The organism is Vibrio ostreae, assembly GCF_019226825.1.
In the GTDB taxonomy this organism is placed as follows: domain Bacteria; phylum Pseudomonadota; class Gammaproteobacteria; order Enterobacterales; family Vibrionaceae; genus Vibrio; species Vibrio ostreae.
Genome location: NZ_CP076643.1, coordinates 2,264,037 through 2,281,544, shown reverse-complemented (window position 1 = coordinate 2,281,544; position 17,508 = coordinate 2,264,037). Strand labels below are relative to the sequence as shown.

The following is a 17,508-nucleotide window of genomic DNA, read 5'->3' as shown; positions in this document are numbered from 1 at the left end:
TGACTATTTATTAGGCTCTGATGCATTTTTTGTTATAGCTGCCGTCTTTGAGGTTTTTATAAAAACGCTGATGATATTTGACCTAACATTTAGTTAGGTTTGTATTAATGGATTCTCAATTGTGGCGCCTTGTCTTTTTGAATAAGAATTAAGAGGTCAATTGGTCAAATAGTGATTTGATCCTCCTCAAAAATAATGAATTCAAAAGCGAGGCTGCTATGAGTCAGGTTCCATTAGTTAAATTTGAAACTCAAAATAATATCGCAATTCTAACATTAAACCGCCCAGAGAAACGCAATGCCATGAGCGATGCCATGCGAGCAGAACTCGTTCAGCATCTAATCGCCATTCGTTCGGATAAAGACATTAAAGCGTTAGTTGTGACCGGCGAAGGCAAAGGTTTTTGTGCTGGAGGCGACATTGCAGGTATGAAAATTCGAATGGAAGCCGACCCAGCAACGGTAGGTTTTAACGGTTGGGATCGTCAGCAGGGCGTTCATTATGCCGCTAGCCTGCTGCTGAATCTGCCAATTCCTACGGTTGCCGCGGTCAATGGTGCCGCTGCGGGACTTGGTGCTGATTTTGCCTTGTCTTGTGACTTTGTCGTTGCGGCGCCTTATGCAAGTTTTACTTGGGCTTACATCGCTCGCGGTCTAGTGCCAGACGGTGGTGGCTTATATTTTCTACCACGCCGAGTTGGCTTAAGCAGAGCCAAAGATTTAATTTTTAGTGGTCGTAAAGTCGCTCAAAAAGAAGCTTTGGAGCTGGGTATTGCGGATCGTATTTGTGAGTCTGAAAATCTACTTAATGTTGCCATTGCGATGGCTGTAGAAATGAGTGCTGGCTCGCGTACAGCGACAGCGCTAACCAAATCTATCCTCAATAAAAGTTACGAGATGTCAGAGCACCAAGTGTTTGCCGAGGGCAGTAAAGCACAAGGCATTTGCTATACATCGCATGAACATCGTCAATCAGTTCAAGCTTTTCTTGAACGCAGTGCAGGAGACAAATAATGCATATGGATGCTTTGTTAAACCCGAAAAGTGTTGCTGTTATTGGTGCCTCTGCAGACCCTCGCAAAACCTCTGGACGCCCTGTCTCTTACCTAATCAAGCATGGCTTTGCCGGAGACATTTACCCAGTAAATCCAAAAGCGACCGAAATACAGGGACTAAAATGTTACCAGTCTATTAATGACATTCCTGCGGCTCCTGATGTGGCGCTTGTGTTGCTAGGCGCTAAACGCAGCATTGATGCCGTACGAGAACTGAGCCAACTAGGTTGTAAAGCAGCCATCGTATTGGCAAGTGGTTTCGCTGAGGCAGGTCAAGACGGTCTAGATATGCAGCAACAACTGCTGGATGCCGCAGGGGATATGCGTATTCTTGGGCCAAATACCATCGGCTTGATTAACCTCACTAATAAAATCCCATTATCTGCCAGTGGTGCATTGGAAGTGTCCGACTTACCTGTGGGTAATATTGCAGTTGTTTCGCAAAGTGGTGGTGTATTAGGTGCATTGCTGTCTCGTGCTGCGGGTAAGGGTATTGGTCTTTCATCCCTGGTGTCCACCAGTAACGAAGTGGATTTAGAAGTTGCCGACTTTGTTGAGCATCTTGTGGATGACAAAGACACCAAAGTCATTGCCCTGTACCTTGAAAGTATTCGTAACCCTGAACGTTTTAGAGAAGCTGCTCTGAAAGCAAGCCTTGCAGGCAAGCCTATCGTAGCCTTTAAAATTGGCCGCTCTGAAGCTGGTGCTCGTGCAGCGAGCTCTCATACCGGAGCTCTAGCAGGCGAAGACCGAGTTTATGATGCGTTCTTTAAACAACTTGGTGTGATCCGAGCCAATACCTTTGATGAGCTAATTGATATCCCTGCGGCTTTATGTAACGACCGTAAGATGCTAGGCCGTCGAGTGGCCATTTTAACCTCAACAGGTGGTGCAGGAACGCTGGTATCCGATGCCCTGGGAATGGTGGACTTTGAAACACCAGTGCCGGATGAAGAAACGGCCATGTTGTTACGCGACATACAAGGTGACACGCCAACGGTACTAGATCGTAACCCGATTGATGTTACTTTAGCGGGTCTACAGCCAGATCTCTTGCGTAAAGCCATTACCATCTTATTAGACAGTAAGAGCTACGATGCGCTGGTTGTGATCATCGGTTCTTCTGGTTTAGCTATGCCCGATCTAGTGGTGGGGGCCATCCAAGATTGTTTACCAAATAGCAATAAGCCAGTGATGACCTATGTGAGTCCTAATGCGCCTGATACGTTGAAGCGTTTGAACTCGGCTCATATCCCAAGTTTCACTTCACCGGAAAGTTGCAGTGCTGCGTTAGAAGCTTTGTACCGCACTCGACCTGAAGCGCTTGAGTTGCTTAGCGCACAGGGTTCAAAAGAGGTTGCCCTCAGAGCGCCTTTTGAAACATCTGTATTCGATGAAGCTCAAGCTAAATCTTTGTTTGCTGCGGCTGGCATCCCTGTACCAGCTCATAAGATTGTTCACAACGAAGCAGAAGCAGAAGCCGCACTTAATGAGCTTAACGCACCAGTGGTGCTGAAAGTCCTCGATTCTAAGCTGATGCACAAGAGCGATATTGGTGGTGTTTCTCTGTTTAATGACCGTCAAAGCATTGGTCAAGCCTTAACTGCGATGCGTGGCTCCGTGGCAAAACACACGAAAACAGAGCCGAGCGCGTTTCTTGTTGAAGAAATGGTGGCCGGTGGTTACGAAATTATTCTCGGTGCCAACCGTGATGAACTGGGCGTTTCCATACTGTTAGGCGCGGGGGGGGTGGCCGCCGAGCTGTATAAAGACACGACCATCCGTTTGCTTGAGAATGGCAAAGGGCTAACCCTCAAACAGGCTGAGGAAATGATGCGTGACCTGGTAGCTTGGCCATTATTGGATGGTTACCGTGGTGCTGACTTGCGTGATACCAAGGCCTTAGCTGAGGTCATTGTGAATTTCTCTGAGTTTATTGCGAGCTTAGGAGATGAGCTGGTTACCGCTGAAATAAACCCCTTATTTGTGTTGAAAGCGGGTGCAGGCGTGGTTGCTGCGGATGCGGTACTCGTTCTCAATGAGAGAAGCTAAGGAGGGGAGTGATGTCATTGGCTAATCAATACCCAGTCTCTTTGCAAATTGTCGACACCTTCGCTGTGATTTCGATTGATAATCCACCCGTTAATGCCAGTACGGATGCGGTTAGAAAAGGGGTTCTTTCCTGCTTAGAAAACATCGACCAAGAGAAAGTTGAGGCGGTGATTTTAAGAGGGGAAGGGCGTTCCTTGATGGCAGGGGCCGATTTGAAAGAGCTGGAGTCTGAGCCGACCGAGCCGACACTGCCTCAAGTGACTCATGCCATTGAGCAGTTTCCGTTACCTGTCGTCGCCATTGTCAAAGGCTTTACTTTAGGTGGCGGCTTAGAACTGGCCTTAGCGTCTGATTATCGACTGGCGGTAGAAAACGCCAAACTTGGCCTGCCGGAAGTATCGGTGGGAATTGTGCCAGGGGCTGGCGGGACACAGCGTCTTCCCCGTGCCGTTGGTATGCTAAAAGCAACAGAAATGATTGTGTCAGGCAAGCCTATTTTGGCTCAAGAAGCGCAAGATATTGGTTTGCTCTCGGCCATTATTGCTGAAGATACGATAGCCGACATAAAACAGGCTCTTAGCGCGATGGGATCACCTTTGACCAAGCAAAGGCTGAGTGAACGTAATATTCCCGTATACGATCATGATGCTTATCAGGCTCATACCAAAGGGTTACTCAAGCGTGCTAAAGGTTTGCCATCGGCTCAGGTGGCTGCGGATTTGATGTCTCAAACATCCAGCTTAAGCTTTGCCGCTGGCGTTGCGTTGGAAAGAGAGCATTTTTTACAGCTGCGCAGAAGCTTGCCCGCTAAGGCATTACGTTATCTGTTCTTTGCTGAAAATGCGTTGGGTAAACAAGTGTCAACCCAACAGCCGATGGCCAAGGTGGGCGTGATCGGTGCAGGTACCATGGGTAGTGGTATCTGCATCAATGCCCTGATGTCTGGCTATGAAGTGTTCATGGTTGAAATCAATGACGCCGCCCTTGAGCGTGGCAAGAGTCATGTCGTATCAGAGCTTGAAGGCGCAGTTAAACGAGGCAAACTAACGGCGGCACAGAAAGAGCAATGTCTCAATCGGCTGCATGCTTCGGGTGAACTTAGTTCCTTGAAAGAAGTGGACTTGGTGATTGAGGCTATTATTGAAAACCTTGATGCGAAAAAGTCCCTGTTTACTGAGCTTGGTAACCTTGTTGGCCCGGATGTGTTGCTGGCGACCAATACCTCTTACCTAGATGTAGAGGAAATTTTCGCCAATGTTCCTAATCCTAGCCGCGTATTAGGTCTGCATTTCTTTAGTCCAGCGCACATTATGACCTTATTAGAGATTGTAGAACTGGATAGCACCAGCGAAGACGCTCTTAATAAAGTAAAAGTGTTTGCCAAAAAACTGGGTAAGAAAGCCGTCACCACCAAGAATGCTTGGGGCTTTGTCGGCAACCGAATTTATGCGGCTTACCGTCGTCAATGTGAGTTTTTGGTTGAAGAGGGCGCCAGTCCAGAACAAGTAGACCAAGCAATAGAAGACTATGGCTTTGCTATGGGACCTTTTAAAGTGGCGGACATGTCAGGGCTGGATATTGCTTGGCGCATGCGTCAACAGATGCAAAGCACACGACATTTATCCCGCTATGTGGAAATCCCTGACCGTATTTGTGAAGCAGACCGCTTGGGGCGTAAGACGCAGGCAGGTTATTACGATTACGATGAGAAAGGCACGCCGTCTTCGTCCTCTTTTATTGCTGAATTGATTGAGGATTACCGTGCTGAGAAAGACATTAGCCCTGTCAATTTTAGCCAAGCCGATATTCAGCAGCGGGTTATTGCCAGCCTCATTAATGAGTCGCTGCTACTGCTAGAGGAAAAGGTCTGTGCGACCCCAGAAGAAATTGATATTGCGTTAACCAGAGGCTATGGCTTCCCACGCTGGAAGGGGGGGGCCAATTTTCATTGCTCGCAATATGCCTGTAGAGGAGTTGGAGTCTCTGATGGCGCATCTTGCTAAGGTCAGTGGAAAAGGCCATAAGGCCGGCAATCTTGCCATGATTAACAACTAATATATTTACAGGTGAAAAAATGGCTGAAGCCTATATTTGCGATGCAATTAGAACACCATTCGGTCGTTTTATGGGGGGCTTGTCTTCTATCCGTACCGATGACCTAGGTGCCTTGCCGATCAAAGAATTGATGAAGCGTAACCCATCGGTTGAGTGGGCCAAAGTGGATGACATTATCTACGGTTGTGCCAATCAGGCCGGTGAAGATAACCGTAACGTGGCGCGTATGTCTGGTTTGTTGGCAGGCTTACCGCATAGTGTGCCGGGTTCTACTATCAACCGCCTTTGCGGCTCTGGCCTTGATGCAGTTGGCTCCGCTGCCCGTGCCCTGCGTTTAGGGGAGGCCCGCCTTATGATTGCTGGTGGCGTAGAAAGTATGAGTCGCTCTCCTTACGTGATGAAGAAGGCCATGTCTGCTTTTGATCGTAGCCAAAACTTGGAAGATACCACTATAGGTTGGCGTTTAGTAAACCCGAAAATGGAAGCCATGTATGGGGTGGATGCGCTACCGCAAACAGCAGAAAACGTTGCTGTGGAAGAAAAAATAAGTCGTGAAGACCAAGATGCTTTAGCGTTCCGTAGCCAACAACGTTGGCATGCGGCCAATCAAGCGGGTTTTTTCGACAAGGAAATTTTTCCTGTAACCATTACGCATCCAAAGAAAGATGATGTGGTTATCCGGCAAGATGAGCACCCACGCCCTAGCACCTCTATGGAAGCATTGGCTGGCCTTCGTAGTGTTACCGTGAGCGATGGAACAGTCACTGCGGGCAATGCTTCGGGCATTAATGACGGCGCTTGTGCTTTGTTAATGGCAAACGATCAAGCGGTTAAAGACTACCAACTGACACCACGTGCTAAAGTGCTTGGTATGGCAGTGGCGGGTGTACCGCCTCGTGTTATGGGCATGGGGCCTGTACCTGCTATTAATAAAGTCCTAGAACAGACGTGTTTTACCTTAGAACAAATGGATGTGATCGAGTTGAATGAGGCCTTTGCCGCGCAAGCATTAGGCGTATGCAGACAACTTGGCCTGAAAGATGATGATCCGAGAGTCAATCCCAATGGTGGGGCCATTGCAATCGGTCATCCTCTTGGTGCTTCTGGTGCTCGCTTAGTAACAACCGCGATCAATCAGCTTGAAAGCACTGATAAGCGCTATGCATTAATCAGTATGTGTGTTGGTGTTGGTCAAGGAATCGCATTGGTGATTGAAAGAGTTTCATTCTAGTCGTGTCGCCCTCGCGTTTAGAGTCTTGCCAGCCTTAGGGCTGGCTTTTTTACCTCTCAAAAGCGATATAGATAGTTGCAATCCATAGGCCTGCTTACTAGAGCAAGGCCGAGTCTAGATTTCTCACTTTAAATGAGTATATGACGATGAAAACTAGCAATATTATTAGGATTCTTGCGTGCTACGGTTTGGCAACGTTAACAGGGTATATAGCGTCGAGATTTAATCTGCCATTGCCTTGGATGATTGGACCATTGGTTTGCATGGCCATCATTAATATGTTTATTGTCAATGTGGAGATTCCGGTCAGAACCCGACCCATCGGTCAGATTATAATCGCCGCGCAAGTTGGTCTATATTTCTCGTCAGATGCCCTACGATCTATATTTGATCATGTCGGTATTATTATAGGCATGGCAATTTCGACCGTTCTGCTTAGCTTCGTCCTATCCCTATTTTTAAAAAGAATTTCTAACTGTGACCGGGTTACGGCATTTTTGTCTTGTTTGCCAGGGGGGCCTGTCGAGATGGCGAACCTTGCCCAAAAGTATGGTGGTAATACAGGCGTGGTCGTTTTCGCACAAACACTAAGAATCACGGCTATTGTGACTTGTATCCCTTTAGCTTTGTACTATATCAATGGCGCTGGTTCTAGGGCATCTGCGTTAGTCGGGTTTGAGTATGAATATCTAGGTATGTTCTGCTTAACCGTTGGTGCCGTGCTTACCAGTACCCTATTTTATTTCCTTCGGATTAATAGCCCATTTTTTTTAGGAGCGCTTGCATTTGCTTCAATGGCTTCTGCTACAGATGTGCTGCCTCTATCTCCTTACCCCAGTGAAGTCTTAGCAATTGGGCAGATACTACTGGGAACATGGCTAGGTTCCACATTTAAGAGAGCGCTTTTCCAGCGGGCAGGACGGCAGATTGGTAGTATCGTTTCGACCACAGGATTATTGATTATTAGCAGTGCCTTGTTGGCGATAACTATTGCGGATTTGAGTGACATCAGCTGGCGTACTTTAGTGCTTGGATCTGCCCCGGGCAGCGTCACAGAGATGGCCTTAACGGCTAAGTTTTTGCATGATGATGTAGCCTTAATAACGGCGTTTCATCTAATGCGTATTTTTCTGATTTTGCCGAATGTGCCTTGGATGGTAAAGCTCATAAAGAAACAAGACAACTAACGTTTATCGCCAAGATGGCTAAACTTTGACTTCTGCATGGATGGCATTTTACTTCTATTGAGACGTTATCAGCCTATTCTTAAAAGCTAGTCAGTTGTTTCTCCATTGATGAGATAAAATTCATTCCATTCTGCTTCTTGAGTAGGTTTTGTAGTGGTTTAATGGCATTCCACGGTATAGATCATTGTTGCGTCCTCTTAAACAGAGTTTCGTAGGGGGGATTAACTTGTCTCGTCCTAAAATGTGTTGACACATTGAGGACGAGACAACTCAATATAAAAAGGCGAACTGGCTAAGATGCATTCGCCTTTTTAAAAGCAAGATACCTATAGAAAATGTAGTCTCATTACATTGAATAGGGCGCTAGTTAGTGGCTCCTTGCTTTCGCATATTGGCAATCTCTTGTTCCGAATACCCTAACTCCTTAAGTAGCTCTTCGCTTTGTGCGCCAACGGGTTGTGGTGCTTTATTTACTTCTGCTGGACTGCTGGATAACTTAAATGCAGAGACTGGCACTTTTAAGCCATTCACTTGGCTGTTCGGGTCACTAAGTGCTTGTATTGCTTGTCGAGCCGCCACTTGTGGGTCGGCCATGACTTCTTCCATACGACGAATACGCGCCGCTGGTACTCGTTTCTTGTTGAGAAACTCTTCCCAATAATCGGCGGTTTGAGTCTTAATAATGCTAGCTAGTACGGCCGCTTCTTCCGCATGACTATCAAGACGTTGGTTGTTGTTCATCTTGATCATGTCTTCACGCCCTAGAGCCGTCCACAAAGCCTTTTGTTGTGTCAAGTTAGACGCGGCAATCATCATTGGCACGTCAGAGGCTTCATAGCAACCAATCGTCGCGAAGGGGTAGGTATTACCTTTTGCTTCTGGATGCTTGCCATTCCACATATAACTGGTGATGTGAGAACTGTATAGAATCATGGCCACTTCGAGCATGGAAACGTCGATAAATTGGCCTTTGCCGCCCTCACGTTCACGCTGGAATAGCGCCGTAGAAATAGCAAATGCAGCGGTTGTTCCTGTGGCGTAATCTACTACAGGCGCGCCGCTTTTAAGAGGTTTGTCACCATAACCGGTCATTGCCATCATGCCAGAAAAGCCCTGAATGATATTGTCATAAGCGGTTACTTCACGACGTGGGCCAGTGGATCCAAAGGCGGAAATAGAGCAGTAAATGAGTTGGGGGTTTAGCTTAGACATTTCCTCATAGCCTAAACCAAGGTCATCAAAGGCTCCTGGGCGGTAGTTTTCAACAAACACATCGGCGGTGGCTATCAGGCGCTTCATAGCTTCTCTACCTGCTTCGGTTTTGAGATCCAGAGCCAGTGTTTTTTTTGTTGGATGCCTGTGACATAAAGGCCGTGCCCATGCCAATATCATTCAGAGATCTGTCCGAGCCTTGCAAGCGTGCTTGGTCTGGATCATCCGGCGATTCTACCTTAATCACTTCAGCGCCAAGAACGGCAAGCTGATAGCTGGCAAATGGACCCGCAAGAACATGGGTAGTGTCGATGATGCGAATTTTATCAAATGCTTTTGGCATGGGAAGGTTGACCTCTTGTCGAACAGGCACACTAGCCTGACATGGTTATTTAAAGCATATTGTTCAAAGACATCAATGTCCGTTATATTGTTGACGTATGTCGAGCTGAAATATCTAAGTTCAAACGGCGATCTTTATTTTAAGACGCCTGCTTGATCCAATTGAGTCTTCGCGATTTTAGAGATGTTTTTGACAAAGGAGGCTTCAGGCCCCATTAACGAGTTTTCTACGCCAGCGGCGCGGGCGTATGTTTGATTGCTGTCAGATTGCATGGCTTTGTGAAATGCATCAGCGATTTTGGCTGTGTTTCCATTGGCATGTTAGCTGGGCCAAAAATACCGCGGACTGGTAACCAACTGTTATCTGCGTCATAGCCTTGTTGAGTGAGGGTGGCGACATCCGGCAGACCGGATAAACGTTTCTCACCAAGAACGCCTAAACCCTTGATGCGGTCAGCATCAAAGAAAGACTTTAATGCACCGAGATTGGAAATTCCCACATCCAAATGTCCACCTAATAATGCTGCGATAATGTCTGGCGTGGCATTAAAACCAACCCATTTGAATTTTACGTCAGCCGCATTTTTCAACATGGACATACCCATATTTTGCATGGAGCCAATCGGCCTTAAGCTATCAATATTAATATTTTCTTTATTTTTCAGTGCTTTAGATTTAATGGTATTCATGTCATGAATATCCGAGTTTTCCCTGACAAAGAAAATAATGGCGTCTTCTTGGGTGGAGGCAATCCACGAAAAGTCATCGATAGAAAAGGTGCCTTTTAGGTTAGTAAGCATGCTGGTGAAGTGCGTCAGGGTATTCACACCGAGTGTAAGACCATCAGGTTCTGCTGGTCGGATACGACCTATCTGGCTGGCACCGCCTCCGCCCGGCGAATTAATGACAATAATTTCTTGTCCAATCTCTGGTTCTAGGCTTTTCGCCAAAGTACGAATAAACACATCAGCAGAGCCACCTGCCTTGGTGTGCATGATCATTTTTACAGGGCCTGTAGGCCAGTCACCTTCTGCGTGAACTAAACTGGTTGCAACCGTAGCGGAGAGCGCAATAGTCGCAATTCTGAGTAATTTTCCCGTATTCTTAAATATCTTTTGAACCATCATTTGATGATCTCCCTTCTTGTTTATTTTTGTTGGAAGAGCAGGGGATTTCTCATGGAAAGAGTCTCAGATGATGGAATTCTGAGCTACTGATCATAAGTCATGGCTTGGGTGACCAAAGGTTAGGGGACCTTATTTATGACTGTTCAATGGAGGGGTAAGGAGATACGGAGACCTTGCTTAAACAAATTGATTGGTGAAAGGTGTTTTATTTATTGTGAGGCATAGACCAGCATATTGGACTTAATGGCCTTGTTTGAATCTCGATTGTCCATGAGGTGACTCTCCCACCTCTGATTAGATCGTCAAATTTACTATTTCATCTTGGTATTTAAGATATCCAGAAAGCTTGTCTTTGCATTCTTCTGGTACAGAGCAGCTTTTATTATGTTCATCGATACATACCACAGTGGTTTTTCCCAAAGCGCAGAGGGTATTGTTCTGAAATATTTCTTGATAGAATGAGATCGATTTAGAGCCAATTCGATGTACAGATGTGGTGATCGCCACATTATCGCCGTGGAATATCTCTTTGACAAAGTCGATAGAAATATTAGCAACCACCCAAGGTTGAGTAATTTCTAAGGCGCCCCTACAAAATGCGGATCGGGATTCGGCCATCCACACAGGAAGTACCGTGTTACTGATATGCCCTAACTTATCGGTTTCGGAAAACCTTGGTTGGATAATAGTAGTATGCAGCATAGTTACCTTGGCTTAGATGTTCAGAAGAAATTCATTTTAGTCAATAAGCTTTAATTTACTATGCTGATTTGACTGACAATAATAGCGTTGACTAACAAAAAGTTATGGCTAATGATGTTCCTCTACACTTATCGATAGTAGGTCAATCATGAAACAGCCTTTGCCACCACTGAACCCACTCAAAGCGTTTGAATCGGCTGCACGCCTTTTGAGCTTGACTGCGGCAGCTGAAGATCTAAATGTTTCGCAAGTCGCTGTAAGCAGACAGGTTAAGGTTTTAGAAGATTATTTGGGGGTGGCGCTCTTTCGACGCTTGCACCGTGGCATTGAATTAACCGACGAAGGCAAAGAGTTGTTTGAAGGGGATTGAGAATGCCTTTCAAGACATTGCTGATGCGGCACGTAAGGTGTCCCGTAGGGGACGCAGAGATATTTTATCCATTCAGTCCTACACAACCTTTTCGCAGCGTTGGTTAATCCCTAGACTAGCTGACTTTCACAAACATTTTGAAGCTACTGAAGTGCGAATATCTTCCTCTCTTAAGCCAGTAGACTTTGAAACGCAGAATATTGATGCTGCGATACGTTCGGGCTTTGGTGATTGGCCTGAATTGCATGCCGAGAAGCTGGTTGATATCGAGCTTATTCCCGTCTGTAGCCCTGAATTCCTTGAAAAACATGAAATTTCAAAACCAGAGGATCTTCAAGGTCTGACGTTACTGCATTCCCTAGCGCGAAACCATGATTGGGAAGGGTGGCTTAATTCAAGAAATATTGCTTTTGATAACCAAAAAGGTATTCGCTTTGATTACTCTTCTTCCGCTTATGAGGCGGCCTCTATGGGGATGGGCGTGGCATTGGCAGTAAAAGTTTTTGTTGAAGGAATGATTGAGAAAGGACAGTTGGTCTCGCCTTTCCCTGAATCTTATAAGCCAGGGGAAAGCTATTACCTGGTTTGGTCTAGCAAGGCATCGCCTAGTGAGGCATTGCTGAAGTTCCTTAAGTGGATGAGGGGGTCAATGGAAAGGTAGTGCTTATGACCGTTAAGAGAGAAAACTGATTAAAAGTTAGGGCAGGCCTTACATATATTTAGTTTTATGGATGGTGCAACGGTGAGACGATGATAATCGTTCATAAAACCACCTATAAAAAGAAAGAAGGTAACAGCATGTCTATAAAATCAATCTTAGGTAAAGTCGCGGTAGCTGCAGTCGTAGCTAGTGTTAGTTTAGGTGCAATAGCAGAGGACAAGTGGCCTAATGGCCCTGTCACTATTTATATGCATACTAAGGCTGGCGGCTCGTCCGATATCTTTATTCGTACTTTAACAAAATCGCTTGAGCCTCAGATTGGCGAGAATATCATTGTAGTCAACTCACCTGGTGGCGGTGGTGCTTCGCAAATGGCGCGTGTACGATCCGCGAAACCTGATGGTCAAACATTAGGTATTAACACGCTTTCTCATTTCACCGGGATGGTGGATAACTTAAAAGGTACATTTGCTCTAGATGACTTCTCTTGGATTGCAACTACCCAAGAAGATCAAAATCTAATGTATGTTCGTGTCGATTCAGATTTAAATGATCTTAAGGATTTAGAACAAGCCGCTAAAAAACGTACGATTAACGTAGGGGGCTTTGGCCCTGTTGGATCGACTCAATACATTAGTATGAGTATGTATGCTGAAGCGGCGGGTGTGGAGCTTAACTGGGTCGCGTTTAACTCTACGCCAGATATTGTTGCTGCTTTACTTGGTGGCCATATCGACGTAGGTATGTCTAGTCTAGGTGGTGCGAAGTCTTTCTTTGATGCTGGCCGAATTAAAGGGCTAGGTGTGCATGGCATGCAGCCGTTAGATGGTTATGAGAGTATCAAAACCTTCTCAGATCAAGGCTATAATGTTGAAAACAGCTGGGTGCAGTTACGAGGAGTATTTGGACCTAAAGGTATCCCTGAAGAAACACAGCAGCAAATTGCTGATGCCTTCCATAAAGCAATGCTGGATGAAGATTATCAATCCTATGCTCGAAACTCTGGGGTTATTGATTCTTGGCTAGGTCCTGTCGATTATTACAAAGCTGCTAAACAAATTTCTGAGTTGGCGGAATACAATCTAAAGAAAGCAGGCGTTATCGAATAATTAGGTAAATAGAAGAAGGGCAGATATGCCCTTTTTCTATTTGATAATGTCTCAACATCATTACAATTTGCTTTTTTGGAGCTTCGCTTGAAAAATCCAATCGTTGAACTATCAGAATTAGCCTTTCACTGGCAGTCTTGTCCATTGTCCGATGGTGTTTCATGGGCAACACGACGCGTATTATTAGACTGGTATGCAACAACCTTACCTGGTGCAGTCAGAAGCCCTTGTACTGAATTAAAACATGTTCTCGATAAAGGGCTAGGCAAAGCGTATTCCTATGTGGATAGTGACTTTGTTTCGGCAAGCTATGCTGCTTTCATCAATGGGGTGGCCAGCCACACCGTAGAGTTCGATGATATTTTCAAAGACGGCGGTTATCATCCGGGGAGCCCGACTATTTCGGCCGCGCTTGCGGTTGCTCAGCAAGATAGCGTTTCGCTTGAGGCTTTACATCGCTCCATCATTGCAGGCTATGAAGTGGGATGTCGATTAGCATTGGCTATTCAGCCTGCACACTATAAATATTGGCATACCACTTCGACAGTGGGCACGATTGGTGCAGCTGTGGCAACTGTAATGTTGGCATCAGGAACTCAAGAGCAGATCATGCATGCCATCGGCATTGCGAGTAGTTTTGCCGGTGGACACCAAGCCAATCTTCAAGGGAAAGGCATGACAAAAGCGTTGCATGCAGGTCATGCGGCTCAGGCCGGCATACTAGCGGGCAAATCGGCATTGGCGGGTGTAAAAGCTTCCATCGATAGTTTGAGTGGCTTGTATGGTTGGGCAAATGCGACGACAGAGGCGACTGTGAATTGGGATAATGCCTTTGATGGCATGTATGAATGGACTCCTATCACTAGAATGACCGTCAAGAACCATGGATGTTGTGGGCATATCTTCCCTGCTATTGATGGTGTCGGACATGTATTTAAAGAACATCAACTTACCTATGCTGATATTCAATCCATAGACGTATATGGCTATGATGCAACCAAAAAAATGTGCGATCGCCCCTCCCCTGAAGATGCCCAGCAAGCCCGTTTTAGTTTGCAGTATTGCGTGGCGGTTTATTGTTTGACGGGCAAAACTCGCCTGCATGCGTTTAGCGAAGAAACTTTGCAGCGCCAAGATATCCGCGATTTTGCAAAACGGATTCAGGTTTATCGAGATGAAGGCCTGAGTGCATTATACCCTAGTGTAAGATCGTCCAAAGTGGTCATTACTTTGAACACTGGAGTTGTGATTGAGCATCACCAGAAAACCCGTAAAGGAGATCCTGAAGATCCACTAAGTGATGCGGATTTAGTGGAGAAATACCGAGAGTTAACAGAAGGCATCCTAAATGATAGTCAACAAGCGCAGCTAGAGTATGGGGTTTTACGTTCAAAGGATATTCCTTATTTTTAGGTCTTTTATTGAATAGCTTAGCTGGCTAGATCAGGCGCTCGTTAGTTTGTGAAGCTTCGAGAGCTTTGATAATTGTGTACAACAAAGGCGCAGTCAGATGCATTTCTGGCTGCGCCTTTTTGTGTATTCACTTTCCCGGAACAGGACACACACCTTTAGTTGCTGCTTGAGTTACGGTGTGTGTCCGGTTAAGAGATGGTGTGTGTCCTGCTAAAAGAGGGCTGAGAGGAGTGAGTTTTAAGGGGGCTTCGTTTGTGTCTACAGACCCCATATAATCAGCACTAGGCCGTCCCGCAGGCCGGCAAAGACCAGTGGCTTTTTCCTTGTTCCACTTCGTTTAACAGCCAAGACCGAAACAGGCGAGCGTGGGGATGCTCGATAGCTTGGTTAGGGCTTACCAGATAAAATGCCTCACTGGTTGGGAGTTTTTGTTCAAATGGCGCCACCAATTGCCCGGCGGTGAGCATGCCTTGAATCAAAGAGCTTCTTCCTAATGCAACCCCTTCGCCAGCTTTGGCCAGTTCGAGGGCTGAAATTAAGGTATCAAAATGAATCCCCTGCGAAGAGTCAATGTGCGCAAAGCCGGTTTTGTTCAGCCAGTAAGCCCATCCTTCGTTATACCCGTCAACATGCAGCAGGGTGTGATTGAGCAGTTGATTGGGCGTGGTTAGCGGGATAGTAGTATTGAGAAGTGCAGGGCTACATACCGGGATCAGGTAGTCCCAGGTGAGTCTGTGGCAATGCATACCAAACCACTCCCCCATTCCGTAACGAATCTCCATGTCCGATTCTTTATCGAGATTTTCTACCCAGATATTGGCCGGCAGGCGCAGGTTGACCTCTGGATGCAGTTTTCTGAAACGCCCTAATCGCGGCGCTAACCACGTGCTAAAAAAAACCAGACTAGAGCGAATGGTTAACGGTCGGGTCTGCCCTTGTCCAAACAATTCATTGGTGACGTCGGCCAGCCGTTTGATAGATTCATGCACGATGGGAATATATGCACGGCCGGATTTGGTCAGTTCTAAGCCTCTGGGTAAGCGTTTAAACAGCTCAGTGCCTAATTGCGCTTCTAATCCTTTGATTTGCTGGCTGACGGCGGCTTGAGTCATGTTAAGTTCCTGAGCTGCCTGGGTGAAGTTCAGGCAGCGTGCGGAAACTTCAAATGATCTAAGCCAATTGAGGGGGGGGCAGTTTTTTTTTCATTTTTTGCTTCTTATGTTCACTAGGCTGTGTGCGTTTAAAACGTTTTTTTACCGTCATTCTAACCTTAACAAGTTGGGCGTGAACGGCTGCATTTGCTATTTTGTGACCAGTTCCCTTTAATCTGCTCTGGTCTGCACTGACTAATGTTTATCCAATGACGGAGGTGATGAATATGAAGAAGCGATTCGCTGAATATCGTAAACAGCGACTTTTACACCGGATAAAAAAGCCAGGCCAGCGCTAGGCTGGACTGGCTATGATGACGATGGGAGGCTTAGCTCGGGAAAGCAAAGGTCACACCTTCGCGCACGCCGCTTGACGGCCAACGCTGTGTGATGGTTTTACGCTTGGTGTAGAAGCGCACCCCATCAGGGCCATAGGCATGCAGATCACCAAACAGCGAGCGTTTCCAACCGCCAAAGCTATGATAAGCGACGGGGACAGGAAGCGGTACGTTGATCCCGACCATGCCCACTTGAATGTGGTCAGAGAAATAGCGCGCAGCTTCGCCATCACGCGTGAAGATGCAAGTACCGTTTCCGTATTCATGATCATTAATCAGCTGCATTGCTTGTTCCATGGTCTCGACACGAACCACCTGCAGGACGGGACCGAAAATTTCTTCCTGGTAGCTTTGCATTGACGGGGGTGACGCCATCTATCAATGTTGCGCCGACAAAGAAGCCGCTCTCATAGCCCGCTACGTTGGGATGGCGACCATCGACCACTACGCTCGCACCATCAGCTTCCGCACTGTTAATGTAACCGATAATCTTTTGCTGATGCTCGCGCGTGATCACCGGGCCAAAATCATTGTTTTTGTCACTGTACTCACCAACTGCAAGGTGCTGCATCGCGGTTTGCATTTTGTCGACCAAGGCATTGGCCGCTTCTTTGCCGACCGCAACCGCAACCGACAACGCCATGCAGCGTTCACCTGATGAGCCAAATGCCGCGCCGAGCAGTTGGTTAACCGCATTGTCCATATCCGCATCCGGCATCACAATCGCGTGGTTTTTCGCTCCGCCCAATGCTTGGCAACGCTTACCATTGGCACACGCTGTGGCATAAATGTATTCGGCAATCGGGGTCGACCCGACAAAGCTGACCGCTTTAATACGCTCATCCGTTAATAGCACATCAACGGCTTCTTTATCGCCATTGACTACGTTGAGTACGCCATCCGGCAGGCCCGCTTCTTTTAACAGCTGGGCAATATACAGGGTTGAGCTCGGGTCGCGTTCTGAAGGTTTCAGAACGAAGGTGTTACCACAGGCAATGGCGAGCGGAAACATCCACATCGGTACCATGGCCGGGAAGTTGAAAGGGGTAATTCCGGCCACTACACCTAATGGCTGAAATTCACTCCAGGAATCAATATTTGGCCCGACATTTTTACTGAACTCGCCTTTGAGCAGTTCCGGCACGCCGCAGGCAAATTCGACGTTCTCGATGCCTCTTTGTAGCTCACCAGCCGCGTCATGGCAGATCTTGCCATGCTCTTCGCCGATCAACTGGCAAATTTTATCTGCATGTTGCTCCAGTAATTCCTTGAAGCGGAACATAACCCTGGCTCTTTTGATCGCTGGCGTATCGCGCCAGGCCGGGAATGCTGCCTGCGCAGCGGCAATCGCTTCTTGCACGGTTTCTTTCGGTGCTAAGGCAACCTGCTTTGAGGCTGTACCGGTTGCAGGGTTGTAAACATCTTGCAAGCGTTGAGCTGTTGTTACTAACTGACCGTTAATTAGGTGTCCGATGGTGTTCATTGTTCTTCCTCGAATATAGTT

General features: G+C 46.7%; 14 protein-coding genes and 1 pseudogene. 9 read left to right on the top strand and 6 right to left on the bottom strand.

The window, feature by feature from the left end; genetic code table 11:
* The first annotated feature begins 218 nt into the window (after positions 1-218).
* The 5 genes from KNV97_RS16545 (at position 219) to KNV97_RS16525 (ending at position 7,579) form a co-directional block, all read left to right on the top strand.
* Entirely contained in the window at positions 219-1,013 is a 795-nt protein-coding gene (locus KNV97_RS16545; RefSeq protein ID WP_218562382.1) for an enoyl-CoA hydratase/isomerase family protein, read from the top strand.
* Complete coding sequence (locus tag KNV97_RS16540; protein WP_218562381.1) at positions 1,013-3,106, top strand: acetate--CoA ligase family protein; 2,094 nt, start codon at positions 1,013-1,015, stop codon at positions 3,104-3,106. Before KNV97_RS16545 ends, KNV97_RS16540 begins: the two co-directional genes overlap by 1 nt.
* 11 nt (positions 3,107-3,117) lie before the next feature.
* On the top strand, positions 3,118-5,109 hold the full coding sequence (locus KNV97_RS16535) for a 3-hydroxyacyl-CoA dehydrogenase NAD-binding domain-containing protein (protein WP_218562380.1): 1,992 nt from the start codon (positions 3,118-3,120) through the stop codon (positions 5,107-5,109).
* Between the two features lie 71 nt (positions 5,110-5,180).
* On the top strand, positions 5,181-6,392 hold the full coding sequence (gene pcaF / locus KNV97_RS16530; RefSeq protein ID WP_218562379.1) for a 3-oxoadipyl-CoA thiolase: 1,212 nt from the start codon (positions 5,181-5,183) through the stop codon (positions 6,390-6,392).
* A 146-nt stretch (positions 6,393-6,538) separates the two neighbouring features.
* A complete protein-coding gene (locus tag KNV97_RS16525) occupies positions 6,539-7,579 on the top strand; it encodes an AbrB family transcriptional regulator (protein WP_218562378.1) in 1,041 nt (346 codons plus the stop codon).
* Between the two features lie 363 nt (positions 7,580-7,942).
* Here the strand turns inward: KNV97_RS16525 and KNV97_RS16520 are convergent, their stop codons facing one another.
* The 4 genes from KNV97_RS16520 to KNV97_RS16505 form a co-directional block, all read right to left on the bottom strand.
* Positions 7,943-8,878 carry a CaiB/BaiF CoA transferase family protein gene (locus tag KNV97_RS16520; RefSeq protein WP_256612182.1) on the bottom strand — a complete coding sequence of 312 codons (936 nt, stop codon included), beginning with the start codon at positions 8,876-8,878 and terminating at the stop codon, positions 7,943-7,945.
* A gap of 7 nt (positions 8,879-8,885) precedes the next feature.
* The gene (locus KNV97_RS16515) at positions 8,886-9,134 is read right to left on the bottom strand and encodes a CoA transferase (RefSeq protein WP_218562376.1); all 249 of its coding nucleotides are present in this window, start codon (positions 9,132-9,134) and stop codon (positions 8,886-8,888) included.
* A 226-nt stretch (positions 9,135-9,360) separates the two neighbouring features.
* Entirely contained in the window at positions 9,361-10,260 is a 900-nt protein-coding gene (locus tag KNV97_RS16510; protein WP_218562375.1) for a tripartite tricarboxylate transporter substrate binding protein, read from the bottom strand.
* Between the two features lie 294 nt (positions 10,261-10,554).
* The gene (locus tag KNV97_RS16505) at positions 10,555-10,962 is read right to left on the bottom strand and encodes an acyl-CoA thioesterase (RefSeq protein WP_218562374.1); all 408 of its coding nucleotides are present in this window, start codon (positions 10,960-10,962) and stop codon (positions 10,555-10,557) included.
* Positions 10,963-11,110: 148 nt separating this feature from the next.
* Between KNV97_RS16505 and KNV97_RS16500 the strand changes: the two genes are divergently transcribed.
* From KNV97_RS16500 to KNV97_RS16485, 4 genes are all read left to right on the top strand, one after another.
* Positions 11,111-11,332 (top strand): LysR family transcriptional regulator, encoded by a 222-nt coding sequence (locus KNV97_RS16500; protein ID WP_218562373.1) that lies wholly within the window; start codon positions 11,111-11,113, stop codon positions 11,330-11,332.
* A complete protein-coding gene (locus tag KNV97_RS16495; RefSeq protein ID WP_218562372.1) occupies positions 11,319-11,993 on the top strand; it encodes a LysR substrate-binding domain-containing protein in 675 nt (224 codons plus the stop codon). Before KNV97_RS16500 ends, KNV97_RS16495 begins: the two co-directional genes overlap by 14 nt.
* A gap of 89 nt (positions 11,994-12,082) precedes the next feature.
* Positions 12,083-13,102 (top strand): tripartite tricarboxylate transporter substrate binding protein, encoded by a 1,020-nt coding sequence (locus tag KNV97_RS16490; RefSeq protein WP_218562371.1) that lies wholly within the window; start codon positions 12,083-12,085, stop codon positions 13,100-13,102.
* Positions 13,103-13,189: 87 nt separating this feature from the next.
* The gene (locus KNV97_RS16485) at positions 13,190-14,515 is read left to right on the top strand and encodes an MmgE/PrpD family protein (RefSeq protein WP_218562370.1); all 1,326 of its coding nucleotides are present in this window, start codon (positions 13,190-13,192) and stop codon (positions 14,513-14,515) included.
* A 281-nt stretch (positions 14,516-14,796) separates the two neighbouring features.
* On the opposite strand, the gene KNV97_RS16480 is transcribed toward KNV97_RS16485, so the two are convergent.
* A complete protein-coding gene (locus tag KNV97_RS16480; protein ID WP_256612998.1) occupies positions 14,797-15,660 on the bottom strand; it encodes a LysR substrate-binding domain-containing protein in 864 nt (287 codons plus the stop codon).
* A gap of 335 nt (positions 15,661-15,995) precedes the next feature.
* Positions 15,996-17,487 (bottom strand): annotated as a pseudogene (locus KNV97_RS16475) (CoA-acylating methylmalonate-semialdehyde dehydrogenase).
* Between the last annotated feature and the right edge of the window lie 21 nt (positions 17,488-17,508).

What these genes read in the sequence shown, in the direction of transcription:
- KNV97_RS16520 (WP_256612182.1), bottom strand. Translation starts at nt 8,878, where the DNA reads ATGAAGCGCCTGATAGCCACCGCCGATGTGTTTGTTGAAAACTACCGC.
- KNV97_RS16545 (WP_218562382.1), top strand. Translation starts at nt 219, where the DNA reads ATGAGTCAGGTTCCATTAGTTAAATTTGAAACTCAAAATAATATCGCA.
- KNV97_RS16540 (WP_218562381.1), top strand. Translation starts at nt 1,013, where the DNA reads ATGCATATGGATGCTTTGTTAAACCCGAAAAGTGTTGCTGTTATTGGT.
- KNV97_RS16490 (WP_218562371.1), top strand. Translation starts at nt 12,083, where the DNA reads ATGATAATCGTTCATAAAACCACCTATAAAAAGAAAGAAGGTAACAGC.
- KNV97_RS16535 (WP_218562380.1), top strand. Translation starts at nt 3,118, where the DNA reads ATGTCATTGGCTAATCAATACCCAGTCTCTTTGCAAATTGTCGACACC.
- KNV97_RS16500 (WP_218562373.1), top strand. Translation starts at nt 11,111, where the DNA reads ATGAAACAGCCTTTGCCACCACTGAACCCACTCAAAGCGTTTGAATCG.
- KNV97_RS16525 (WP_218562378.1), top strand. Translation starts at nt 6,539, where the DNA reads ATGAAAACTAGCAATATTATTAGGATTCTTGCGTGCTACGGTTTGGCA.
- KNV97_RS16505 (WP_218562374.1), bottom strand. Translation starts at nt 10,962, where the DNA reads ATGCTGCATACTACTATTATCCAACCAAGGTTTTCCGAAACCGATAAG.
- KNV97_RS16515 (WP_218562376.1), bottom strand. Translation starts at nt 9,134, where the DNA reads ATGCCAAAAGCATTTGATAAAATTCGCATCATCGACACTACCCATGTT.
- pcaF (WP_218562379.1), top strand. Translation starts at nt 5,181, where the DNA reads ATGGCTGAAGCCTATATTTGCGATGCAATTAGAACACCATTCGGTCGT.
- KNV97_RS16510 (WP_218562375.1), bottom strand. Translation starts at nt 10,260, where the DNA reads ATGATGGTTCAAAAGATATTTAAGAATACGGGAAAATTACTCAGAATT.